Source organism: Achromobacter sp. D10, assembly GCF_035282245.1.
In the GTDB taxonomy this organism is placed as follows: Bacteria; Pseudomonadota; Gammaproteobacteria; order Burkholderiales; family Burkholderiaceae_B; genus Achromobacter; species Achromobacter insolitus.
In genome coordinates this window covers 187,866-211,547 of sequence record NZ_JAYJLE010000005.1, presented here as the reverse complement: position 1 = coordinate 211,547, position 23,682 = coordinate 187,866, and the positions used below count along the sequence as shown (strand labels likewise).

Sequence of the window (23,682 nt, the reverse complement as noted above, 5' to 3'; positions counted from 1 at the left end):
GTTTTTGCCCTGAAAAACCGGGGCTTAGTCCTTGATTTCGCTCAAAAACTATTTTGAAACTACCTTGTCATAAGTCGGCCAAGGTAAGCTAAACTCCAGGCACTTCTCTAGCGAGGCTCCTAACAGCTTTATGGATTACATCCTTTCCTTCATTGCCGGCGGTCTGACCCAAGCGACTTGGTGGCAGATTGTCGTGTTCACTCTGGTTGTGACGCACATCACGATTGTGTCGGTCACGGTTTTCCTCCATCGCAGCCAAGCGCACCGTGGTCTGGATCTGCATCCAGCCGTGATGCACTTCTTCCGTTTCTGGCTCTGGATGACGACCGGCATGGTCACCAAGGAATGGGTGGCCATTCACCGCAAGCATCACGCCAAGTGCGAAAAGGAAGGCGATCCCCATTCGCCCATCCTGTTCGGCATCTGGAAGGTGCTGTTCCGCGGCGCGGAACTGTACCGCGAAGAATCGAACAACAAGGAAACCATGGCCAAGTTCGGCCACGGCACGCCGGACGACTGGCTCGAGCGCAACGTCTACAGCAAGCACAGCCTGTGGGGCGTGCTGACCATGCTCGCCATCGACATCGCCTTGTTCGGCGCCATCGGCGTGACGGTTTGGGCCGTGCAGATGGCCTGGATTCCCTTCTGGGCCGCCGGCGTCGTCAACGGCATCGGCCACTACTGGGGCTACCGCAACTACAACAGCCCGGACACCAGCACCAACGTGTTCCCCTGGGGCATCGTGATCGGCGGCGAAGAGCTGCACAACAACCACCACGCCCATGGCACGTCGGCCAAGTTCTCGGCCAAGTGGTACGAGTTCGACATCGGCTGGTGCTACATCAACATCCTCAAGTTCTTTGGCCTGGCCAAGATCAAGAAGGTCGCGCCCAAGCTCAAGCTGGACGACAGCAAGACCGGCATCGACCTGCGCACCCTGCAGGGCGTGATCACGCACCGCTACGAAGTCATGGCCCGCTATGCGGACGTGATCAAGAGCGCCGCCCGCGAAGAGCTGGCCAAGCTGAAGGATTCGCGCAACAAGGGCAGCGCCGAATGCGACTGGACCAAGCTGCACAGCGTGCGCCGCGCCATCCACCGCAACGAGGACATCCTGCAGCCCGAACAGGTTGCCGCCGTGGATCAGGCCATCGCCCAGAACAAGTCCTTGGCCACCCTGGTGCAGATGCGCCGCGAACTCGGCCGGATCTGGGAAAGCTCCAGCGCCAGCAGCGAACAGCTCCTTCATGACCTGCAGGCCTGGTGCCAGCGCGCCCAGCAAAGCGGCATCGCCGGGCTCGAGCAATTCGCTCAACGTCTGCGCCGCTACGCGGCATGATGCTAGAGAAGCTCAATCCTGAACAACGCGCCGCAGTAACCTTAGAACCGCAGCACGCCCTGGTTTTGGCCGGGGCGGGCAGCGGCAAGACCCGGGTGCTCACCACCCGCATGGCCTGGCTGATTCAAACCGGCCAGGCTTCGCCTTTTGGGCTTCTGGCGGTTACGTTCACCAACAAGGCGGCGCGCGAAATGCTTGCGCGCATGTCGGCCATTCTGCCGATCGATACGCGCGGCTTGTGGATCGGCACCTTCCACGGGCTGTGCAACCGCATGCTGCGTGCGCACCATCGCGATGCGGGCCTGCCGCAGAGTTTCCAGATCCTGGACGTCACCGACCAGCTGGCGGCGATCAAGCGCCTCATGAAGGCCAACGGCGTCGACGACGAGAAGTATCCTCCCCGCGATGTGCAGCGCTTTATCAACGGCGCCAAGGAAGAGGGCCTGCGTCCGGCCGATGTCGAAGCCTATGATGCCCATCGCCGCCGCCTGATCGAGATCTACCAGCTCTACGAGGCCCAGTGCCTGCGCGAGGGCGTGGTGGACTTCGCCGAGCTGCTGTTGCGCGCCTACGAGCTGCTGTCGCGCAATGCGCCCGTGCGCGAGCACTACCAGCGCCGCTTCCGCCACATCCTGGTCGACGAGTTCCAGGACACCAACACGCTGCAATACAAGTGGCTGCGCCTGCTGGCCGGCGGCGGCGCCGCGATCTTCGCGGTGGGCGACGACGACCAGTCCATCTATGCGTTCCGAGGCGCCAACGTCGGCAACATGGCCGACTTCGAGCGCGATTACGCGCGCGGCACCGTGATCCGCCTGGAGCAGAACTACCGTTCCTACGGCCACATCCTGGATTCGGCCAATGCGCTGATCGGCCACAATACCGGCCGGCTGGGCAAGAACCTCTGGACCGAGCAGGGCGACGGCGAGCCGGTGCGCGTCATCGAACAACCGTCCGACGGCATGGAAGCGCAGTGGATCGTGGACGAGATCCGTTCCTTGATCCGCGAAGGCAGCCTGCGCCGCGAGATCGCCGTGCTCTACCGCAGCAATGCGCAATCGCGTGTGCTGGAACATGCCATCTTCTCCGCTGGCATCCCCTACAAGGTGTACGGCGGACTGCGCTTTTTCGAGCGCCAGGAAATCAAGCACGCGCTGGCCTATCTTCGCCTGATGGCCAATCCCCACGATGACACTTCGTGGATGCGGGTCGTCAACTTCCCCACGCGCGGTATCGGCGCGCGTACGCTGGAGCAATTGGGCGACGCCGCGCGCGCGCACGACACCAGCCTGTACGCGGCCGTGGCGCTGGTGGGCGGCAAGGGCGGATCCAATCTGGCCCAGTTCGCGCAGCTGATCCACCGCCTGATCGAAGAAACCCGTGACCTGCCGCTGCCGGAAATGGTCGAGCACATGCTCGAGGCCAGCGGCCTGAACGCGCATTACAAGGCCGAACGCGAAGGCGCGGAACGCCTGGAGAACCTGAACGAACTGATCACGGCCGCGGCGGTTTTCGCGTCCGAGGAGAACTACGACGGCATGCCTGCCGGCGTGGTGCCCGAACAGGACACGGCATCCACGCTCAATGCGGGCGTGGTGGACGCGCCCGTCGTGGCGTCCGATGGCCTGACACCGCTGGCCGCGTTCCTGTCGCATGCGGCGCTGGAAGCGGGAGACAACCAGGCCCAGCAGGGGCAGGATGCGGTGCAGCTCATGACCGTGCACGCCGCCAAGGGCCTGGAGTTCGACGCCGTGTTCATCACCGGGCTGGAAGAGGGGCTGTTCCCGCATGAAAACAGCGTGCTGGAAGCGTCCGGGCTCGAGGAAGAGCGCCGCCTTATGTACGTGGCGATCACGCGCGCGCGCCAGCGCCTGTACATCAGCCTGGCGCAAAGCCGGATGCTGCATGGCCAGACGCGTTACGCGATGCGTTCCCGCTTCCTGGACGAAATTCCCGAGCAGCATCTGAAGTGGCTGTCGCCCAAGGCGGGCCTCGCGCAGATCGGCGGTACGGGAGCAGGCTGGGGAGGCGGCAATCGGGGTGACGCTTTTGGACGCAAGCCCACCAATACCATTGCGCCGCGTCAAGCCCGCAGCGTCACCACCGGTGTCACGGTGGGCGACAAGCAGTATCGTGTAGGTCAGGGCGTGCACCACGCGCGGTTCGGCGAGGGCACGATCATCGGCTTGAGCGGAGCAGGGCAGGACGCCCAGGCTGAAATCCAGTTCCGCGACGTGGGCGCCAAGACTTTGGCGTTGGGCATCGCCAAGCTCGATATTGTTCAAGGTTGACATACATGGCCAACAACGATTCTCCCAAAGCCGAGTTGGCGTCGCTGCGCGCCGAGGTCGATGAAATCGACCAGCAGATCATGCTGCTCCTGGGCGTGCGGTTCCGTTGCACGGACATGATCGGTGAACTCAAGCGCGAGCTGGGCATGGATCTGGTGGATCCCCAGCGCGAGGAACAGCAGGTCGAGCGCATCCGCCGCCTCGCGCAAGAGGCTGGCGTGCCGCCCGCGCTTGCCGAAACCATCTTGCGCGAAGTGATCGACACCGTGGTCGATCACCACACCCGCCTGCGCGAGCGTCCCTACTCGTAAAGCCAGGCCGGCGGCGCCCGGGGCATCGGGCCGCCGCCTTTCCGCTTTCCCCTTATAGAACCTTCATGAACGCCAGCAAGGCGTCGATCTCGTCCGCGCTCAGCGCCAGCGGCCGGATGTGCTCGGACTTGCGCGGCGCATACGGATCGGGCGGATCGGCGGGCGCCGGGTCTCGGCCCATGCCGGCGTTGTATATGCGCAGCAAACCCTTGAGGTCTGCGAACAAGCCGTTGTGCATCCACGGGCCGGCCCGCGACACATTGCGCAGGCTGGGCGTGCGGAACTCGCCCAGGTCGGCGGGGGCGCGGGTCACTTCGTAGCGGCCCAGGTCCTGGTTGCGACGCCCATAAAACGACAGGCCGATGTTGTGGAACTGGTGGTCCGTCAGCATCGGGCCGCTGTGGCAGTTCATGCAGCGGGCCTGGGTGCGGAACAGATGCATGCCGATCAGCTCGCCGTCGTCCAGAGCGTCCGATTGGCCGCCCAGAAACGCATCGAAGCGCGTGGGCTCAGGCCGCAGCGTTGCCACGTAGGCGGCCAGCGCGCGAGCCAACCGGTCCGCGTCCACCGGAGGTTGCGACGCGGACGCTGGGCCAAACGCCTGGAGAAACTGAGCGGGATATGGCTCGCTTGCCAGCAGGCGCGTCACGGCGCCGTCGGCATCGTGGTTCATTTCACGGGGATCGTGCAATGGGCCCAGCACCTGTTCCTTGAGACTGGCGGCGCGCCCGTCCCAAAATAGTCGCGGCGCGAACGGCGCCGCATACAACGGCATGGAGCGCCGCCTGCCCATCAGCTTGTCTTCGCCGATCGCCAGCGCGAGGCCGTCCGTGAAAGCGCGCTGCGGCACGTGACAGGAAGCGCAGGACACCTGGCCCTTGCGCGACAACCGGGTGTCGAAGAACAGCATCTGTCCCAACGCAACGACCGCGGGACGGGCAACGTCGGCGGCCAGTTCCTGCTGGCCGCCATTGGGCGCCGTCCAGCCCAGGGGAGGGCTGGCGGCGGGCGGCACCGGCCCCCATTCACGCCAGGTCACGCCGGGATCGATCGTGGGTGCAGGCCAGGACGCAGGCGGACCCGAGTAGTGCCGCCGCAGGCACGCGGCATCCCAACCGGCCGAGTTCTTGCAGACCGGCAGGCCCGTGATGGGTTCCGGATCCGCACGGGATGCGGAACTCGCCAGCGTCAGCGCGGCGCCCAGGATCAGAACCGATAACCGACTTGCAGCCATAGCTCGCGTCCCGTTTGGTAAGTGCTGCGGTTGGTCCTGAGATTTGGGTTGCTGGCCGTCAGGGCTGGCCGGCGGTCCAGCACATTCAGCACCTCGACCGTGAACTCCAAGCTGCGCGCGAATGTCGGGTTCCAGGCGAGCTTGGTGTCCCAGGTCCAGTAGGACGGGATCTCGCCGGACTCAAAGCGGTCCAGGTAGTCCGGGCGCGGCCCCAATCCCACGTAGATGGTGGCATCGCGCTTGCTGCGCCAGTTCACCATGTTGCTCCAGGTCAGGCCGGCGCGCGGCCATGCGCCGACCAGGCTCAGCGTGGCGACTTGCGGCTGGTAGAAAGAGGAGGGGGGCAAGTCGATGGCGCGCATGCGCGAGCCGTTGTAGATCACGTATTCGTCGGGATCGCGGGCATCGCCGGTATAGCCTTCGACCAGGTCCGCGTTGGTTTTGCGCTTCTGCCAGCTCCAGCTCGCCTGCATGTTCCAGCGCGTTTCACCCAGCCGCCAGGGCTCCAGCGTGCGCACCGAGAGGCTGACACCGTCGGTCGTGGACAAGCCGGCATTGGTATAGCGGTAGCCGTCCTTTTCGTTGCCGGTCTTGGTCCACTGATCGCGGCCGTTGCGGCGCACATAGCTCAGCACGCCTTCCATGCCCGCCATGCGCTGGCGCAGCGATACCGCCCACTCGTCGTCATACGGCATGCGCAGGCCCTTGTACTGGACGTAATATTCCTTGCTGCCATCCGCCACGGGATTTCCGTTCCTGTCCAGAACCTGCCGCCGCAAGCGGCTTCTTTCTTCTTCGAGCGCTGTCTCCAGCACGCCGGAACCGTAGTAGCGCGACCAGCCTGCACTGAGCAACGTGTCGCCCGAACCGGTCACATCCCAGTCCAGCCGCGTGCGTGGCGACACATTGCCGCTCTGCAGGAACGTCTCGCGGTCATAGCGCAGGCCGGCGTCCAGGGCCAGCCGTTCCCATTCGATGCGATCCGACAAGTACAGGCTCGCCATGTTGTAGTTCACGTCCACGGTTCCGGGCAGGTAGCGGACCTTGCTGAAATCCCGGTAGCTGCCGTCGCGGTTGTAGGCGCGTTGATACGAGTGGCTTTCCTGGAAGCGTTCGAAGTTCGCCTGTACCCGGTTCAGTTCGATGCCCGCATAGGGGATGTGCGTGAATACGCCCGTGCGCATCGGATCCAGGTCGATCCGGCCTTTCAGTGTCCAGGTGTCCTGGCGCGTTTGTTCCTTGCCGAAGCCGCCGGCGGTGTACAGCGGCAGCCCATAGGGGCGAAACGTCACCAGCTCGTCGCCGACGGACTCCCGGTTGCTGAGCGAACGATCCCAGCCCGCCTGCAGCGCCAGCCGTCCTCCCTGGAAATAGTGGTCCACATTCGCGCCTATGCCGCGCGCGGCATGGTTGTTGTCCCAACGCGTATGCCGGAACAGGTCGCTGGCCAGCGTTTCGCTGCGGTCGCTGTACTTCAGGGTCAGGTCGGCGGTGGTGTCGGCGCTGGCGCGCACGCTGAACTTGCCCAGGAAATTGTCGATCCGGTCGCTGTAGGTGTCCTGTCCCGGGGCTGGCTGCCCCTTTGCGTCCACACCCATGTTCCAGCGCGTGATGTCCGATTCGCGCCGCGACATGGCCAGTACCGCTCCCGATTTTTCATTGAAGGCGAGGTCGCCTACGGCGGAATAGAAGCGCTTTTTCCATTCCGGCGAGTAGCCCGGCTTGCCCTGGGCCCAACTGTTCTGCTCGCCTTCGGCCACCTCCTGCCGCGTCATCTTGGATGTGTTCCAGCGATAGTCGAGGTTGAGCCGATTCTCGCCGGAGAACCGGCGCAATCTTGCATCCACGACGCCACCCGTGAAGCGGCCGTACTCCACTGGCACGAAACTGTCGTGCACGCGCACCTCATCCAGCAGACTGGTGTCGACGAAGTACGACTGAGGGTTGCTGGGTACGTTGCCGACCTGCAGGTTCAGGTTCTTGCTGGCCGGGTCCACGCGATTGGTCGCGTCCATGCCGTCCAGCTGGAACAGGTTCTGATAGGGGCTGGAACCGTGGAACGAAATGTCTTCCACGTTCAGCGAGCCGCGGTTTTGCGAGCCGGCGGCACCCGGATTGGTGCGCACGGCCGGATGCGTTGCCACCAGTGTGCTGAGGTCGCGATTGGAGCTGGGGGTTTCGGCGATGTCCTCGCGGGTGTAGATGCGTTCGCCGATCTGCTCTCCGTAGACACGCACGGCGTCCAGGCGCAAGGCGGAAAACTGAGTGGTCTTGTCCACGTACACGATGTAGCGGCGGGGGCCGTCTGCCCGTAACGACAGCCCGGAGCCCGCCAGCAGATGATTCAGGGCAAGCAGCGGCGAATACTCCCCCTGTAGCGGGGGCGAGACCTTGCCTGCCACTGCCGCGGGCGGGAACGATATCTCCAGGCTGGCTTGCCGGCCCAGTGCGAGCAGCGCGTCCCCCAGCGGCTGCGCCGGCAGGTTATAGGCGGTGGGGGCGGCAGGCTGGGCAGCAGCCGGAGTAATCGTGATCAAGGAGGCGATGAGCAGCGCCGCCGTAGCGCCAGCCCGGCGAGCGCGCCGGTCAATAGGGTGAAGCGACATAAATGCGTCCAAGCGGGTGTTGATGTCAGCCGTAGGACGTGTCCAGGCGCGGTTTACCTCAGTGGATTGCTCATGAATAATTTATATCGATTCTCATTTACCGATTGTTAATTGGCTCAATCGGTTTCAGCGCACGATCAGCAGGCCGGGCAGGTCGGTGATGTCCACCTTGGACTGTGCCAACAGCAACGCCAGGGCGCGCTTGGGATCGCCGATGCTGGCGGTGCCCGACACGCGCAAGCTGCGCGCGGCTTCGCCCACCACCAGGATGTGCTTGCCGCCATACCGGGAAAGCCTGGCGGCGGCTTCGGGCAAGGCGATATCGTTGAAGGCCAGCAATCCCTGGCTCCAGTCGGGCCCGCGTTCCTGCGGGGCCGCGGCGAGCCGGGTGATGCCCGCCGCCGACACGGTGGCGCCGTCGCCGGCGCCCAGCATCAGGCTTTGCCTGTCCTGGCAGCGCTTGCACTGGACCGCGACGCGATGTTCGTACACGACGACGCGCGTGCCGCCGGCATCGTGCGCAACGGCATAGCGGGTGCCGAGAGCGGCGGCGGAGGCCTCCGGCGTGATCACCAGGAAGTCCGGGCCTCCCGGGGCACGTGGGGCGGCGGAAAACAGGGCTTGTCCCGCCAGGAGCGTTACTACGCGCTTGCCCATGGTGAAGTCGATGGCGATGGCGGAATCGGCATCCAGCGTGGCGCTGGATCCGTCAGGCAGCATCACCCGCCGCACTTCGGCGCCGGTGGAGTAATCGGCCCCGAGGTGGGTTGTGCGCAGCAGGTGCCAGGCTGGCCAGGCGGCCAGAATGGCGAGGGCCGCCACGCCGCGTTTGCGCGTACGCCGAGGCGCAAGCTTGCCGCGCTCTATTTCGCCCATCCGTCGCCATAGGCGCGACAGGCGCTCATAGGCGGCGGCGTGGCTGGCGTCGGCGCGGTACCAGGCTTCGAACTCCGCCTGTGCCTGCGCGTCCATGCCTTGGCCGCTGTGGCGCACCACCCAGCGCGATGCTTCCTCTTGAGTACTCCGGGACCCGGGGGCGGCAGGCGCCATGATCAGGATGCCAGCGCCTGGTCGCAGGCCAGCAGGATGCGCATCATGTGCTTTTCGACCGCGCTGACGGAAATCGCCAAGCGTTGGGCGATGGCGCGATAGCTCAAGCCTTCATGCCGGTGCAACACAAAGACATCCAGGCTGCGGCGCGGCTGGGCCAGCAGGGCCTTCTCCAGCCGCCGCAGCATCTGGCGCGCGGCGGCCACGTCGAGGGTGTCGGGTTCATGCAGGGCGGGCCGGGAGGCCGCGAAGTCTGCGGTGGCCGCCAGTTCGCGGCTGCGGCGCCTGTGCCAGTCCGTGGCGATGTTGGCGGCCACGCGGAAAACGTAGGCGCGGTCGTTGTCAGGGCGCGTCCTGTCCTTGAACTCCGCCAGCTTGATCCAGGTGTCCTGCGCGCAGTCCTGCGCAACGTCGCGCGAGCCGGTGCGCAAAGAGAGAAAACCCAGTACCTCTCGGTAATGGCGGAGGAATACATCCGTGAGCGAAGACATGTCGCCGGCGCCGGGCGCCAGATAGAGTCAAATTCGCGGCAGAGTATAAATGATAACGATTTCTATTTCTAGGTGAATCGGGACCGGAGCGGCGGCGGGCGAGGTGCCCGCCGCGGGGAATCAGGCTTCAGATTGCTCGATTTCCTCGAGCGAACCCTGGATTTCCAACCACTGCTCTTCGAGTTCGCCCATGCGTTTGCCGTGCTCGCCGTGTTCCGCCATGACCTTCTGGCGTTCGGCGCGGCGCGCATCCGAATACAGCTCGGGGTCGGCGATAACGGCGTCCAGCGCGTGCAGCTTGGCGCGCAGCTTGTCCATTTCGGCCTCGACCTTGGCGAGCTTGGATTCCAGCGGTTTGCGCAAGGCGGAAAGGCGCTGGCGCTGCTCGGCTTCGGCCCGGCGCTGGGCCTTGCGGTCGACGACCGGTTCGTTGCCTTCGGCGTTTTCGCGTGCCGCCTCGGCCCGTTCGCCAGCGTTGCGGGCGGCAAGCCAGTCCCGGTAGTCTTCCAGGTCGCCGTCGAACTCGCGCACGGCGCCGTCAGCCACGATCCAGAAGCTGTCCACGGTGGTGCGCAGCAGGTGGCGGTCGTGGGATACGAGCAGCATGCTGCCGCCGAAATCCGCCAGCGCGGCGGCCAGGGCTTCGCGCGTTTCCACGTCCAGGTGGTTGCTGGGTTCGTCCAGCAGCAGCAGATTGGGCTTTTGCCAGACGATCAGGGACAGGGCCAGGCGAGCCTTTTCACCGCCGGACATGGGGCCGACCTTGCTGGTCACCGTGTCGCCGGAAAAACCGAAGCCGCCCAGGTAATTCCGCAACTCCTGCTCGCGGGTTTCCGGGGCCAGTCGCGCCAAGTGAGCGATGGGCGTGCTGTCCACGTCCAGCATGTCCAATTGATGCTGATGGAAATAGCCGATCGCCAGCCCGCGCGATGCGCGGCGCGTACCGGCCTGCACCGGCAGTTCTTCGGCCAGGGTCTTGATCAGCGTGCTCTTGCCGGCGCCATTGGCGCCCAGCACGCCCACGCGGCTGCCGGCGCGCACCATCAGCGTGACGTCACGCAGGATGGGCACGGCGTTGCCGTCCGCGTCGGTGTAGCCAGCCGACAGGTGTTCCAGGGTCAGCAGCGGATCCGGCACCTGCTCGGGCGAGGGTATGCGGATGTCGATGCCCGCTTCGGCGTGCAAGGGCGCCAGCACCTGCATGCGCGCCAGCGCCTTGACGCGGCTCTGTGCCTGCTTGGCCTTGGAGGCCTTGGCCTTGAAGCGGTCGATAAAGCCTTGCAGACGCGCTGCCTCGCGGGTCTGGCGTTCGTACGCGATATTGCTCTGGCGCAGGCGTTCGGCGCGCTGCGTCAGGAAGTCGCTATACCCGCCGCGATAGCGGATCAGTTTGGCATGATCGAAATGCAGGATGGATTTGGCAACCGCGTCCAGGAACTCGGTGTCGTGGGAGATCAGCATGACGGTGCCCGGATAGGCAGCCAGCCATTTCTCCAGCCAGAGCATGGCGTCGAGATCCAGGTGGTTGGTGGGTTCATCCAGCAGCAGCAATTCGGACGGCGCCATCAGCGCACGGGCCAAGGCCAGGCGCATGCGCCAGCCACCGGAAAAGCTTGCGACCGGTTGCATCCATTCGGCCGGCTTGAAGCCCAGGCCAGCCAGCAATTGCTCGGCGCGCGAGGCCGCGCTCCAGGCGCCGGCTTCCACCAGGGCCGCTTCCACTTCCGCGATCTGGGTGCCTTGCTCGTCCGTCAATTCGGCGCGGCGCGCCTGCAACTCGCGCAGATGGGTGTCGCCGTCGATGACGAACTCGCGCGCCGGGCGCTCGTCCGCTTCGATTTCCTGTTTCACGCTGCCGATGCGCCAGCCGGCGGGCAGGGCCAGGTTGCCAGCGTCCAGGTCCAGTGCGCCGGTCAGCAGCGCGAACAGCGAGGACTTGCCCGCACCGTTCTTGCCCACGATGCCGACGCGTTCACCGGGATGCACAACGAATTCGGCGCCGTCCAGCAGCACCTTGGTGCCACGGCGCAGGGTCAATCCAGTGGCGCGTATCACAGGCTCAGTTGCTCGCGGGTAAGCAGCAAAAGCTGGTCGGAGGCTTGTTCCGTGTCCAGCCAGACGGGCGACAGCTGCGGGAACGCTGCTTCGAAGAAGTCGCGCTCGTGGCCGATCTCCAGCACCAGCACGCCTTCAGGCTTGAGGAAGCGCGGCGCCGCTTCCAGGATGCGGCGCACCAGGTCCATGCCATCGTCGCCGCCGGCCAGGGCCAATTGCGGTTCGTGGCGGTATTCCTGGGGCAGGGCGTCCATGGAGCCGCTATTCACGTAGGGCGGATTGCAGATGATCACGTCATACTGGCACGGCGGCACGCTGTCGAACAGATTGCTTTCGTGCAGGTCCAGACGGTCTGCCAGACCATAGTCGTCGACGTTGCGGCGCGCCACTTCCAGCGCGTCCGGCGACACATCCACGGCATCCACGTGGGCATAGGGGAACGCCAGCGCGGACAGGATGGCCAGGCAGCCGGATCCCGTGCACATGTCCAGCACGTTCTCGACAGCCAGCGCATCCTGAACCCAGGGCGCCAGGCCCTCGTCCAGCAATTCCGCGATGGGCGAGCGCGGCACGATGACGCGCTGGTCCACGTAGAAGCGATGGCCGCGCAGCCATGCCTCGTTGGTGAGGTAGGCGGCGGGCAGGCGCTCCGTCACGCGGCGGTCGATCAGTTCAAGCACGCGATTGCGTTCTTCGCTGAGCACGCGGGCGTCCAGAAAGGGCTCAAGCGTGTCCAGGGGCAGATGCAAGGCGTGCAGGGTCAGATAGACTGCCTCGTCCCAGGCGTTGTCGCTGCCGTGTCCGAGCGCGACCTGGGCGCCGTTCAGGCGCGATACGCCGTAACGGATCAGGTCGCGCAGGGTCAGCAGTTCTTGGCGAGCGGATTGATACATAGGGGAGTTCTTTCTAGGCGAGCAGGAGGTTTTCCAGCGTCCGCCGATAAATATTCTTCAACGGATCCAGCGAGGCCACTTCGATGCGTTCGTTGACCTTGTGGATCGTGGCATTGCAGGGACCGAACTCAATGACCTGCGGACATATCTTGGCGATGAAACGGCCGTCGGACGTGCCTCCCGTTGTGGAGAGCTCGGCCGTCACGCCGGTTTCGTCGCGGATGGCCGAGACCAGCGCGTCCGTCAACGAACCCCGCGGCGTCAGGAAGGGCTCGCCACCCAGTTCCCAATCCAGCGTGTATTCCAGGCCATGGCGGTCCAGGACTTCGTGCACCCGCGCCTGCAGGCCTTCCGGCGTGCTGGCGGTCGAGAAGCGGAAGTTGAACAATGCCACCGCCTCGCCGGGCACCACGTTGGTGGCGCCGGTGCCCGAGTTCAGGTTCGACACCTGGAACGTGGTGGGCGGGAAGTACTCGTTGCCCTGGTCCCATTCGATACCGACGATCTCGGCCAGCGCGGGCGCCAACTGGTGCACTGGATTGCGCGCCAGGTGAGGGTAGGCCACGTGGCCCTGGATGCCCTTGACCGTGAGCTTGCCCGAAAGCGAGCCGCGGCGACCGTTCTTGCAGGTGTCGCCCAGCACGTCGCCGGAGGTAGGCTCGCCGACGATGCAATAGTCCATCTGTTCGCCGCGCGCCTTCAGCGCGTCGCAGACAATGGCCGTGCCGTCGATGGAAGGGCCTTCCTCATCGGAAGTGATCAGCAGGGCGATCGAGCCGCCATGCTGGGGGTGAGCCGCCACGAATTCCTCGGCCGCCACCACGAAGGCGGCGATCGAGCTCTTCATGTCGGCCGCTCCGCGGCCGTACAGGTAGCCATCGCGTTCGGTCGGAACGAAAGGATCGCTCTCCCACTTCTCGCGCGGCCCCGGAGGCACCACGTCAGTGTGACCCGCGAACACGGTCACCGGCGCCGCGCTGCCGCGCCGCGCCCACAGGTTGGTGACCCCGCCCTGCGCGATGGTCTCGCAGGTGAAGCCGATGCGTTCCAGGCGCGCTGCCAGAGTCGCCTGGCAGTCTTCATCGGCCGGCGTGACCGATGGCCGGGCAATCAGGTCCTTGACCAGAGCCAATACGGCGGACGAGGTCGTGCTCATTACGCCCTCAGCAGATCATTGATGCTGGTCTTGGCGCGGGTCTGCGCGTCGACGCGCTTGACGATGACCGCGCAGGCCAGGCTGTGCGAACCGTCGGCCGAAGGCAGCGAGCCCGGAACCACGACCGAACCCGACGGCACGCGGCCATAGGTGATCTTGCCGGTGGCGCGGTCGTAGATCTTGGTGCTTTGCGACAGGAACACGCCCATGGCCAGCACCGAGTTCTCTTCGACGATCACGCCCTCCACGACTTCCGAGCGGGCGCCGATGAAGCAGTTGTCTTCGATGATGGTGGGATTGGCTTGCAGGGGCTCGAGCACGCCGCCGATGCCTACGCCGCCCGACAGGTGGACGTTCTTGCCGATCTGGGCGCACGATCCCACGGTGGCCCAGGTGTCGACCATGGTGCCTTCGTCGACGTAGGCGCCGATGTTCACGTAGGAGGGCATCAGCACCACGTTGCGGGCGATGTATGCGCCGCGGCGAGCCACGGCCGGCGGCACCACGCGGTAGCCGCCTTGCTTGAAGGCGTTGTCGCCGTATTCCGAGAACTTGAGCGGCACCTTGTCGTAGAACTGCAGCGGAGCCTGGCCCATGATGGCGTTGTCGTTCAGGCGGAAGGACAGCAGCACGGCCTTCTTGATCCACTGGTGCACGACCCAGTCGTCGTTGATTTTCTCGGCCACGCGCAAGCGGCCCAGATCCAGGCCGTCGATGGTGTGCTCGACCGCTTCGCGCACTTCGGCGCTGGCGTCGGTGGGCGACAGGTTGGCCCGGTCGTCCCAGGCTTGTTCGATGGTGGTCTGCAGGTCGAGAGTCATAGCGGCTCAGCTTTTAAAGGTTGATCAAACGGAAGTATGCACAAAATGGGCGATGCGTTCGGCTGCCTGCACGCAGTCAGCCAAGGGCGCCACCAAAGCAATGCGGATGCGGCCCTCGCCGGGGTTCACGCCGTGCGCCTCGCGCGCGAGGAAACTGCCCGGCAGCACGGTAACACCAGTGCGGCCAAAAAGGTCGCGCGCGAATGCCGTGTCCGACCCGGGCGTCGCCGCCCACAGGTAGAACGAAGCTTGCGGGCGGGAGACGTCCAGGACCTTCTGCAAGATGGGCACGACGGCGTCGAATTTTTCGCGGTACAGGCGCCGGTTGTCCTTCACGTGCGCCTCGTCCGTCCAGGCGGCAATGCTGGCCGCGGATACGATCGGGCTCATGGCGCTGCCATGATACGTGCGATATAGCAGGAATCGGCCGATCAGCGCCGCGTCGCCGGCCACGAAGCCCGAGCGCAGGCCAGGCACGTTGGAACGCTTGGACAGGCTGGAGAACGCCACCAGGTTGCGGTAGGAGTCGCGGCCCAGGCGGCGGGCCGCCTGCAGGCCGCCCAGCGGCGGGTTGCCTTCGTCCAGATAGATTTCGGAGTAGCACTCGTCCGAGACGATCACGAAGCCGTGGCGGTCGGAGAGCTCGAACAGCGTTTTCCATTCGTCCAGCGACATGACGTTGCCGGCCGGATTGCCCGGCGAACAAACAAACACCATGCGCGTCTTCTTCCAGATTTCGTCAGGCACCTGGTTCCAGTCGCTGGCGAAATTGCGCACGGGGTCGGCGTTGACGAAGTACGGCGTGGCGCCGGCCAGCAGGGCCGCGCCTTCGTAGATCTGATAGAACGGATTGGGGCAGATCACTACCGAGCCGGCGGACGGATCGATAACGGTCTGGGTGAACGCGAACAGCGCCTCGCGCGAGCCCAGCGCCGGCAACACTTGTGTTTCCGGATCGGGAGCAGGGATGCTGTAGCGGCGCGCCAGCCATTCCGAGATCGCCCGGCGCAACGCCGGATCGCCTTTGGTGGACGGATAGACGGACAGCCCCGCAAGACTGTCGCGGATCGCCTGCTCGACGCGCGCGGGCGCGGCGTGTTTGGGCTCGCCGATAGACAGATTGATGGGCGTCAGGCCGTCCGGCTGCTGGCTGGCAGAGGCCAGTAAAGCCCGCAGTTTTTCGAACGGGTAGGGGTGTAGAGCATCGAGGCGCGGATTCATGACGCAAGATTTTAACAAGCAAGCTACAATAGCGGGCTTGGCCTATAGCGAAGGTGGCGAAATTGGTAGACGCACCAGGTTTAGGTCCTGACGCCGTAACAGGTGTAGGGGTTCGAGTCCCCTCCTTCGCACCACCCAATTCGGGCAATGTTTGACCACTGCGTTGGTTCTTAACATTGTCCTGCAAGCCCCTCGGCATTCGTGTCGGGGGGCTTTTCTTTTACCCCATCAATCTTGCACCCTAGGGATAACCTCCCGTGCCGAAAGCATATTTTTGATATATCTTCGCGCTCTTCGGTGGAGGCTTGCCGGTAGATGGGCGTGAAACCGCCGCGTGATCACTCACCCAAACACCCCCCAAATCACCTGCCAAATCAGCCGCTCACCGCGCCTCAAGCAGCACCCTGATCAGCACCACAAATAACAGCACCTTAGGGAGAGCCCTTCATGGCACTCAAGCACGCTGCTTTTCTGGATGTTATCGACCTTCGCACCCTCCACTGTGAACACGGGGAGGCCGTCAGCGTCAGTTTGATGAAGACGGCGCACATGCAATTGCTGCAACTGGTGCTGCCCGCGGGCAGGGGGCTGCCGCAACACGCCGTGGCGGGCGAAATCACTATCCATTGCCTCACCGGCGAGGTGGAGGTGACCTCGCCTGCGGGGATCCATCAACTGCGCGAGAACCAGCTCATGGCGCTGGCTGCCCACGAGCCGCACGCATTGCAGGGCGTGCGCGATGCCACCGTGCTGGTGACCGTGTTGCACGCCGCCTAGCCACTCCTTCCACCCCCATCCGTGTTCCCTGCGAGGTGAGCCGTGCATGAGTTGCTGGCCGACTGGTGCGAAATCCTGAACAGGTTGCTGCGTGACGTGGCCAACACACAGGCCACGGCGCAGGCGCGCGACACCGCGCTGCGGCATGCCCACCGCCATTCCTGCCAGGCGCCGATCTGTTTTCGGATGTCGGGCACGACGGTGAGCCATCTGGCCGAAACGCTGGACTGCGCGATCCGCGCGTCATGCGCGCGCTCGGACAGCACGACCTGGGTGCTGGCGCTGGACGTGGCGTACACCAAATTCGTGCTGTATCTGATCCGGGATGTGGACCGGTGGTCCAGCAGCGGCCTGGAAGAACAGATGGCGTAAAGGCGGACACATCAGGGCTGTGCATTGAAATCTAAATACTGTATAAATAAACAGTAAACTGATGCACCCCGGCCTTGCCCATTTCCCTTCGTTCATCTCCCAGGACGCGCCATGAAATTCGGATACACCATCATCTACGTCCCCGACGTCGCCGCATCGCTGTCGTTTTTCGAGCAGGCATTCGGTTTCGTCAGGCGTTTTCTGCATGAATCCCAGACCTACGGGGAACTGGAAACCGGCCAGACCACGCTGTCTTTCGCCGCGCATGAGTTGGCCGGGACGAATTTCCCCGGCGGCCATGTGGCGGCCTCCGCGTCGGCCGAGCCCCTGGGCATGGAAGTGGCCTTCGTGACCGATGACGTTGCTGCCGCGCATGCCAGGGCGCTGGCCGCAGGCGCAACCGAAATGAGCGCCCCGGCGGCCAAGCCCTGGGGACAGGTCGTGTCCTACGTGCGGTGCCCGGACGGCACGCTGGTGGAGCTTTGCACGCCCGTGCACGCGTGAGCCTTGGCGCCGCTGCCCGTGGTCCGGCAGGGCGTCAGGCGCGACGGCATCGACTGCGTCTTTCCGTCTAGCCAGTCCGGACGATCCCCGCGTTCGCCCGGCAACGTTACCGTGGTTGGGGCAGGGGTAGCCGCGTCCGGCTGCGCACAAGAATTGTCAATATTTGCATTGCTTTAAAGTAGCCATTGCCGCCCCGCGATACCGTGGCATTTTCGTTTTTCGGGGAGTCGAAATGTATTCGCTTGCTAAGCGTTGCGGCGCGGAATTCTTTGGCACGTTCTGGCTGGTATTGGGGGGCTGCGGCGCGGCGGTGCTGGCCGCCGGTTTTCCCGAGCTGGGCATCGGATTCGCGGGCGTGGCCCTGGCCTTCGGCCTGACCGTGCTGACGATGGCATTCGCCGTGGGCCATATTTCGGGTGGTCACTTCAATCCCGCGGTCACGGTCGGTCTGGTGGCGGGCGGCCGGTTTCCCGCAAAGGAAATCCTCCCCTACGTCATCGCCCAGGTCCTGGGCGCCATCGTGGCGGCGGCGGTGCTGGCCTGCATCGCGAGCGGCAAACTGGGCTTCGATCTCAAGGGCAGCCACTTTGCCGCCAATGGCTACGGCGCCTATTCGCCCGGCAAGTACTCGATGGTGTCGGCCCTCGTGACGGAAGTCGTGCTGACCGCCGGCTTCATCTTCGTGATCCTGGGCGCCACCAGCAAGCGCGCGCCCGCCGGTTTCGCGGGGATCCCGATCGGGCTGGCGTTGACGCTCATCCACCTGATCAGCATCCCGGTCACCAACACCTCGGTCAATCCTGCCCGCTCCACCGGCCCCGCGCTGTTCGTGGGCGGTTGGGCCCTGGAGCAACTGTGGCTGTTCTGGGTTGCGCCCATTGTGGGCGCGATTGTCGGCGCCATTGCCTACCGGCTGGTCAGCGATCCGGCGCTGGAACGCGCCTGAGTCCAGCGTGTCATCGGGCCGTGCCGGGGATCGCATCCCCGGCACGGCCCGATCGTTTTGCGGCGGCGCCTGGCCGCATAGCGCGCCCGCGCGAGCGCGCCTCGCCTTGACGCACCCGTGCTCGCGCCCGGGCGATAATGGGACCGAGTTCCCCGTCCCTGTTCCCGGCGTATCGCCGGGCCGGGCTCAGAAAAATAAAAAGCCCGATCCGTCCCATGAGCGAATTCTCGATTGCCATCAACCTTGTACAGGCCATGCTGCTGGGCGCCGCCGTCGGCGTCGAGCGTCAATGGCGGCAGAACTACGCCGGCGTGGTCACGCATGCGCTGGTCTCGCTGGGCGCGGCCGCGTATACCGCTTTGCCGGCGCTGCTGGACGCCAGCAACGACATGCGCCTGGGCAGCCAGGTCGTGACGGGCATCGGCTTCCTCGGCGCGGGACTGATCATGCGGGACGGCCTGACCATACGCGGGCTGAGCGCCGCCGCCACCATCTGGGCGACCGGCGCCGTGGGTGTGCTCGCCGGCTACGGTTTCCTGGCCGAAGCCAGCGCGGTGACGGGGCTGATCCTGGTGACCAACGTGCTGTTGCGGCGCGGCGCCAGGCTGGTGGACCGTTACGTGCCTGAAGCGGAAACCGAAGAGCGCTACTACAACATCGCCCTGACCTGCGCTTCCACGGACGAGGCCCTGGTGCGGGCAGAGCTGCTCAACGCCCTGGGCAAGCACAGCTTGCGGCTGCGCGGCGTGGAAAGCCAGCAGCGCGACGGCGGCCGCTCCGAGGTGACTGCGGTGGTCTATTCCATGCGCCAGGAGGACGAGCGGGTGGAACAGTTAGTGGGCAGCCTCAGTCTGCTGCCGCAGACGTATTCAGCCCGATGGACCTCGGACACGGGCAATGCCTGATGTCCGTCCGAATCAGGACGCCGTAAGTCCGATGTCAATACGCTTGCACACCTGCTTTCAGATGACGAGCGTATGCCGTGACGACACCGATTCCTTCCGCCGCGCCCTCCGGCCTCGCGCACTATGACCGGGCCACCATCGCATTTCATTGGCTGACGGCGGTGCTGGTGGTGGGCCTGTTTGCGCTGGCCGAAATCTGGGGATTTCTGCCGCGCGGCACGCCCACTCGGCGGCTGCTACAGCATTTGCACATTTCCTTTGGCCTGTTGTTCGCCGCGGTTTTCGTGCTGCGAGTCATTTGGCGGCTGGGCGCGGGGCGGCGCCTGCCTGCGGCTGCGACGGGCTGGCTGCGCGCGGCTAGTACGGGCGTACATGGATTGCTGTACCTGTTGATGGCGGTCCAGATCGTACTGGGCTTCCTGTTTCGCTGGGCGCAGGGCGAGCCGTTCGCGTTCTTCGGCCTGTTCGACGTGCCCACGCTGATTGCCATCGACCACGAGCAGCGCCGCTTTATCGGCGGGCTGCACAACACCGTGGCGTGGTGCATCATCGTCCTGGCGCTGCTGCATGCGCTGGCCGCACTCGTTCACCATTACTTCCTGCGCGACGGCGTGCTGCGCCGCATGCTCTCCAGCCGTTGAGGAGCACGCAGCGAGCGGGGAGGTGAAAGCCGGGCCGGGCAGGTTGTACATTACGCACTATCACCGCCTTACTTCCACAGGATGTACCCATCATGACCGCCCCTGAAGTGCTTATTTCCTCCTCGATCACCTGCGCGAACGATCGCCCCTTCGTGCTGTTTGGCGGCATCAATGTGCTGGAGTCCAAAGACCTGGCGTTGCGCGCCTGCGAGGAATACCAGCGTGTCACCAGCAAGCTGGGCATCCCGTACGTATTCAAGGCCTCTTTCGACAAGGCCAACCGTTCGTCCATCCATTCCTATCGGGGTCCGGGGCTGGAAGAGGGCATGAAGATCTTCGAAGCGGTCAAGAAGGAGTTCGGCGTGCCCGTCATCACCGACGTGCATGAACCGTGGCAGGCCGCGCCGGTGGCCGAGGTCGTCGACATCCTGCAGCTCCCGGCCTTTCTTGCCCGGCAGACGGACCTGGTGGTGGCGCTGGCCAAGACCCAGCGCGTCATCAATATCAAGAAGCCGCAGTTTCTCAGCCCGACCCAGATGCTGAACATCGTCGAGAAATTCACCGAGGCCGGCAATGACAAGCTGATCCTGTGCGACCGCGGCACCAGCTTTGGCTATGACAATCTGGTTGTAGACATGCTAGGGTTTGGCGTGATGAAGAAAGTGTCCGGCAATCGGCCGCTGATATTCGACGTCACGCATGCGCTGCAGCAGCGCTCGGCGCTGGATGCCGCGTCGGGCGGCCGCCGCGAGCAGGTGGCCGAGCTGGCGCGCGCAGGCATGGCTGTGGGGTTGGCCGGCCTGTTCCTGGAAGCCCACCCCGATCCCAAGAACGCGAAGTGCGACGGTCCCAGCGCCTTGCCGCTGGACAAGCTGGAGCCCTTCCTGACCCAGCTGAAAATGCTGGACGACCTGGTGAAGTCCTTTGCCCCTATCGACATCGAACCCTGACGCCGGCGGTAATAACGGCTGCGCAAAGTTGTTATACGATCCAGGCCAAACATTGGGGAGGCCTGGATGTCTTTGTATGTGATCGTCGCCGTTCGCAAAGAGCCCGTCAGCGGGCATGTGGCCTATGTGCGCTGGGGCCAGGCCGAACGCGGCGTTCCGGGCTGGGTCACCGAACCCGTGACCGCGGCGGCATCAGAGGTCATCGAGGCCATCAAGGACGGAGCAGACGTCGAAACCGCCATCAGTCAGGACGGCATGAGCGTGGCGTCGCGGCCGGTGCGCGTATTGGTGGATGACGACGGACGCGAACATCTCGCGTCCGCGCCGGTTCCCAGTTCGACCCTCTACACGCTTTTCGACCTGCCGGAATTCTGATCCGGGCAGATCAGCGGATGGCGCCTAGCGCCGGCCCTCGGCGAAATTGACCAAGGCGTCGCCGGCCATCCGGTAGCGCACCCATTCGTCCTGCGGCAGGGCGCCAATGGATTTGTAGAAATCAATGGCGGGAGTGTTCCAGTCCAGCACGCTCCATTCCAGCCGGCCGCAACCATTGGCCACCGCCTCTTGCGCCAGGCGACGCAGCAGGTCGCGGCCCGCGCCGATTCCACGCTGCTCCGGCGTGATGTACAGGTCTTCCAGATAAATCCCGTTCTTGCCCAGCCAAGTCGAGTAGCTATAGAAATAAACGGCATAGCCGATGGCCTTGCCGTCCAGCAGGCACATCAGGGCCTTGGCCGGGGAGTCCTTGGCGAACAAGGTGCGCTCGACGTCCTCGGCGCTGGCGATCACTTCATGGGCGGCGCGCTCATAGACGGCCAGCTCGGTGATGAATGCATGGATCTGGGCCGCATCCGAGGGGACGGCCGGACGAATTTCGATAGTCACGGGTGCTTCCTGCTTTAGGGGGGCCTTATCCTACCCGTGAATCCGGCAACGCGCATTTGGGCGGCTGCGCCAATTCCGGGAATACCCTTACTTGCGCGCCGAGCGCCCGGGGGCGATTCTTGAAAGCGTTCTGCCCTCGAGTCCGACGCGTACAACAGGGGACATCTCCCATGCCTGAGCCTGGCACCGCTGCCGGCACGCCCGCCGCCAACCGCAAAAGGCGGCGCCTGTCTTGGATTTGGCTGGTACCCATCATCGCAGCCTTGGGGGGGCTGGTGCTGGTGGTCCGCGTCTGGATGGAAGCCGGGCCTGTCGCAACCATCAGCTTTCAGACCGCCGAAGGGCTGGAAGCCGGCAAGACTCAGGTCCGCTATAAGGAAGTCAATGTCGGCGTGGTCGAACGCGTGGCCTTGAATGAAAACCGCTCGGGCATCATCGCAACCGTGCGAATCAATAAGGATGCCGCCAGCCTGCTCCAGGAAGGGACGGTATTCTGGGTCGTTCGCCCGCGCTTGACCCTAAGCGGCGTGTCCGGCCTGAGCACTCTGTTTTCCGGCGCCTATATTGGAGTCGACCCGTCGGACGGGTTCCGCAAGGAAGGAGAGACCCGGGCCTCCAAGTCCAGCTTCGTCGGCCTGGAGACGCCGCCTGAAGTGGCTCAGGACCGCGCTGGCAAGCGGTTCACGCTCAAGGCTCGCGACCTGGGGTCGCTGGACATCGGTTCCCCCGTGTATTTCCGGCGCATTCAGGTGGGGCAAGTGGTGGCCTACCAACTGGACCGCAGCGGCGACGGCGTCGACGTGCAGGTGTTCATCGACGCGCCTAATGACGACTACGTCAATAGCGCCACGCGCTTCTGGAACGCCAGCGGCGTGGATTTCAGCGTCGATGCGCGCGGCTTGCAGGTGCGATCGCAGTCCTTGCTGTCGGTCATCGTGGGCGGCGTTGCGTTCGACACCATAGAGCAGCATGCGCACGTGGCGGCCAAGCCGGACGCCGAGTTCACCATTTTTTCATCCGAAAGCGCGGCCCGCGCGCAGCCCGACGGCGCGCCGCTGCATATCCGCATGCGGTTCGACCAGTCGGTCCGAGGGCTCGTGGTCGGCGCTCCTATCGATGCCTATGGAGCGGCCATCGGCCAGGTGGATTCCATCCGCCTGGAGTTCGATCCGGCGATCAAGCAGTTCTATGCGCTGGTCGGAGCCACGGTCTATCCCGAACGCCTGGGCGCCCAGACGGTCGAGGAAATCCAGGAGTACTCCGGCTCTTCGCTGGAGCATCCCAATGGCAAGCTGCTGGCCGCGTTGATCCAACAGGGCCTGCGAGCGCAGTTGCGCATTGGCAACCTGTTGACCGGCCAGTTGTACGTGGCCCTGGCAGTGTTTCCGGATGCCAAGCCGGTATCGTTCAAGATGGAAGAAGACCCCTTTATTCCCACCGTCCCAAATAACCTGGATCAGTTGCAGCAACAGGTCAACAGCATCCTGACCAAGCTGGACCGGGTGCCGTTCGAGGGGCTGGGCGCGGATCTGAGCCAGCTGCTGCGGGCCACGTCCAGCCTGATGAAGCGCCTGGATACCCGCTTGGCTCCCGAAGCGCAAGCCATGCTGCGCCAAGCCAGCAAATCACTGGCTGCGGTTGGAGGCGTGTTGAGTCCTGACGCCGGCCTGCCGGTCAATGCCAACGCGGTCCTGCAGGAACTGTCGCGAACCGCCCGGTCCTTGCGTGAATTGGCGGACTATCTGCAAGCGCATCCGGAATCGCTGTTGCGTGGCCGCGCGCCGGATGCGCAGTACCAACGCCAGCCGGCGCGATAGCGCCGGCGCGCGGGCTGGATCAGAACAGGCATTGCCGCAAGGCAAACTTGCGGCCGAAAGCGCGGACTTCGTCGCCGTCCACGGAGGCCGCCAGGTCCCAACGGTCGCCGCGCGTCACCAGGAAGGATCGGCCGGTGCAGGCATGGCGCAAGGCGAACTGCCAGAAGGCCGCCTCGGAGCCCACCGGTTCGAGATCATGCGGCCCGATCACGAGTCGCGATGGGCGGGGCGTTGCGCCCAGCGTCCAACGCAGGGCGATACCCAGGAACGCAAAACGCGCCGACAGCGACGAAGGCTGGATGGTCAGCACGCGGATTCTGTTGATCATGGCGAGGACCCCTTGCAGATGGAGTCCAGCGTAGCAAAAGCCGCTCGGGCGTTCTATACCGCCTTTGGCGGAAATCGAGGCCTTTGGTC

Annotated in this window: 23 protein-coding genes and 1 tRNA gene; 13 read left to right on the top strand and 11 right to left on the bottom strand. The window is 64.7% G+C overall.

What is annotated here, in order from left to right; all coding sequences use genetic code 11:
- Nucleotides 1-130 precede the first annotated feature (130 nt).
- The 3 genes from VCS63_RS16940 to VCS63_RS16930 are packed head-to-tail and all read left to right on the top strand — an operon-like array spanning nt 131 to nt 3,941.
- Nucleotides 131-1,339 carry a fatty acid desaturase gene (locus VCS63_RS16940; protein ID WP_042794154.1) on the top strand — a complete coding sequence of 403 codons (1,209 nt, stop codon included), beginning with the start codon at nt 131-133 and terminating at the stop codon, nt 1,337-1,339.
- On the top strand, nt 1,336-3,630 hold the full coding sequence (locus tag VCS63_RS16935; RefSeq protein WP_063642404.1) for a UvrD-helicase domain-containing protein: 2,295 nt from the start codon (nt 1,336-1,338) through the stop codon (nt 3,628-3,630). The genes VCS63_RS16940 and VCS63_RS16935 overlap by 4 nt, the downstream gene beginning before the upstream one ends.
- A gap of 5 nt (nt 3,631-3,635) precedes the next feature.
- Complete coding sequence (locus tag VCS63_RS16930) at nt 3,636-3,941, top strand: chorismate mutase (RefSeq protein ID WP_042794152.1); 306 nt, start codon at nt 3,636-3,638, stop codon at nt 3,939-3,941.
- Nucleotides 3,942-3,993: 52 nt separating this feature from the next.
- On the opposite strand, the gene VCS63_RS16925 is transcribed toward VCS63_RS16930, so the two are convergent.
- From VCS63_RS16925 to dapC, 9 genes are all read right to left on the bottom strand, one after another.
- The gene (locus VCS63_RS16925; protein ID WP_323880470.1) at nt 3,994-5,175 is read right to left on the bottom strand and encodes a cytochrome-c peroxidase; all 1,182 of its coding nucleotides are present in this window, start codon (nt 5,173-5,175) and stop codon (nt 3,994-3,996) included.
- Complete coding sequence (locus VCS63_RS16920) at nt 5,148-7,781, bottom strand: TonB-dependent receptor (RefSeq protein WP_323880468.1); 2,634 nt, start codon at nt 7,779-7,781, stop codon at nt 5,148-5,150. The genes VCS63_RS16925 and VCS63_RS16920 overlap by 28 nt, the downstream gene beginning before the upstream one ends.
- A 126-nt stretch (nt 7,782-7,907) precedes the next feature.
- Entirely contained in the window at nt 7,908-8,831 is a 924-nt protein-coding gene (locus VCS63_RS16915; protein ID WP_323880466.1) for a FecR family protein, read from the bottom strand.
- 2 nt (nt 8,832-8,833) lie between these two features.
- Entirely contained in the window at nt 8,834-9,322 is a 489-nt protein-coding gene (locus VCS63_RS16910; RefSeq protein WP_042794149.1) for an RNA polymerase sigma factor, read from the bottom strand.
- Nucleotides 9,323-9,442: 120 nt separating this feature from the next.
- Nucleotides 9,443-11,377 carry an ABC-F family ATP-binding cassette domain-containing protein gene (locus VCS63_RS16905; RefSeq protein WP_323880464.1) on the bottom strand — a complete coding sequence of 645 codons (1,935 nt, stop codon included), beginning with the start codon at nt 11,375-11,377 and terminating at the stop codon, nt 9,443-9,445.
- Nucleotides 11,374-12,270, bottom strand: a complete 897-nt coding sequence (gene prmB / locus VCS63_RS16900) for a 50S ribosomal protein L3 N(5)-glutamine methyltransferase (RefSeq protein WP_063642408.1) — start codon at nt 12,268-12,270, stop codon at nt 11,374-11,376. The genes VCS63_RS16905 and prmB overlap by 4 nt, the downstream gene beginning before the upstream one ends.
- A 13-nt stretch (nt 12,271-12,283) precedes the next feature.
- The gene (gene dapE, locus VCS63_RS16895) at nt 12,284-13,426 is read right to left on the bottom strand and encodes a succinyl-diaminopimelate desuccinylase (protein WP_042794147.1); all 1,143 of its coding nucleotides are present in this window, start codon (nt 13,424-13,426) and stop codon (nt 12,284-12,286) included.
- Nucleotides 13,426-14,247 (bottom strand): 2,3,4,5-tetrahydropyridine-2,6-dicarboxylate N-succinyltransferase, encoded by an 822-nt coding sequence (gene dapD / locus VCS63_RS16890; RefSeq protein ID WP_042794146.1) that lies wholly within the window; start codon nt 14,245-14,247, stop codon nt 13,426-13,428. The genes dapE and dapD overlap by 1 nt, the downstream gene beginning before the upstream one ends.
- A 24-nt stretch (nt 14,248-14,271) precedes the next feature.
- A complete protein-coding gene (gene dapC, locus VCS63_RS16885; protein WP_042794144.1) occupies nt 14,272-15,468 on the bottom strand; it encodes a succinyldiaminopimelate transaminase in 1,197 nt (398 codons plus the stop codon).
- Between the two features lie 47 nt (nt 15,469-15,515).
- Here dapC and VCS63_RS16880 point away from each other — a divergent pair.
- The 9 genes from VCS63_RS16880 to VCS63_RS16840 all read left to right on the top strand — a co-directional run bounded on the left by VCS63_RS16880 (nt 15,516) and on the right by VCS63_RS16840 (nt 20,938).
- Nucleotides 15,516-15,602, top strand: a tRNA-Leu gene (locus tag VCS63_RS16880).
- A 415-nt stretch (nt 15,603-16,017) separates the two neighbouring features.
- Entirely contained in the window at nt 16,018-16,245 is a 228-nt protein-coding gene (locus VCS63_RS16875; RefSeq protein ID WP_223306494.1) for a hypothetical protein, read from the top strand.
- A gap of 42 nt (nt 16,246-16,287) precedes the next feature.
- Nucleotides 16,288-16,617, top strand: a complete 330-nt coding sequence (locus VCS63_RS16870; RefSeq protein ID WP_042794110.1) for a hypothetical protein — start codon at nt 16,288-16,290, stop codon at nt 16,615-16,617.
- Nucleotides 16,618-16,728: 111 nt separating this feature from the next.
- A complete protein-coding gene (locus VCS63_RS16865) occupies nt 16,729-17,121 on the top strand; it encodes a VOC family protein (RefSeq protein ID WP_042794109.1) in 393 nt (130 codons plus the stop codon).
- A gap of 232 nt (nt 17,122-17,353) precedes the next feature.
- Nucleotides 17,354-18,067 (top strand): aquaporin Z, encoded by a 714-nt coding sequence (gene aqpZ / locus VCS63_RS16860; RefSeq protein WP_042794107.1) that lies wholly within the window; start codon nt 17,354-17,356, stop codon nt 18,065-18,067.
- A gap of 215 nt (nt 18,068-18,282) precedes the next feature.
- Entirely contained in the window at nt 18,283-18,972 is a 690-nt protein-coding gene (locus VCS63_RS16855) for an MgtC/SapB family protein (RefSeq protein ID WP_042794105.1), read from the top strand.
- Between the two features lie 77 nt (nt 18,973-19,049).
- A complete protein-coding gene (locus VCS63_RS16850) occupies nt 19,050-19,613 on the top strand; it encodes a cytochrome b (RefSeq protein ID WP_063642410.1) in 564 nt (187 codons plus the stop codon).
- 92 nt (nt 19,614-19,705) lie between these two features.
- Nucleotides 19,706-20,563 (top strand): 3-deoxy-8-phosphooctulonate synthase, encoded by an 858-nt coding sequence (kdsA, locus tag VCS63_RS16845; protein WP_042794104.1) that lies wholly within the window; start codon nt 19,706-19,708, stop codon nt 20,561-20,563.
- Between the two features lie 66 nt (nt 20,564-20,629).
- Nucleotides 20,630-20,938 carry a hypothetical protein gene (locus VCS63_RS16840; RefSeq protein ID WP_042794103.1) on the top strand — a complete coding sequence of 103 codons (309 nt, stop codon included), beginning with the start codon at nt 20,630-20,632 and terminating at the stop codon, nt 20,936-20,938.
- A 24-nt stretch (nt 20,939-20,962) separates the two neighbouring features.
- On the opposite strand, the gene VCS63_RS16835 is transcribed toward VCS63_RS16840, so the two are convergent.
- The gene (locus VCS63_RS16835; RefSeq protein WP_042794102.1) at nt 20,963-21,448 is read right to left on the bottom strand and encodes a GNAT family N-acetyltransferase; all 486 of its coding nucleotides are present in this window, start codon (nt 21,446-21,448) and stop codon (nt 20,963-20,965) included.
- A gap of 170 nt (nt 21,449-21,618) precedes the next feature.
- Here VCS63_RS16835 and VCS63_RS16830 point away from each other — a divergent pair, with 170 nt between their 5' ends.
- Nucleotides 21,619-23,265: an intermembrane transport protein PqiB gene (locus tag VCS63_RS16830; RefSeq protein WP_112965816.1), complete on the top strand. Its 1,647-nt coding sequence runs from the start codon at nt 21,619-21,621 to the stop codon at nt 23,263-23,265.
- Between the two features lie 19 nt (nt 23,266-23,284).
- Here the strand turns inward: VCS63_RS16830 and VCS63_RS16825 are convergent, their stop codons facing one another.
- Nucleotides 23,285-23,593 (bottom strand): hypothetical protein, encoded by a 309-nt coding sequence (locus VCS63_RS16825; protein ID WP_063642413.1) that lies wholly within the window; start codon nt 23,591-23,593, stop codon nt 23,285-23,287.
- Nucleotides 23,594-23,682 lie beyond the last annotated feature (89 nt).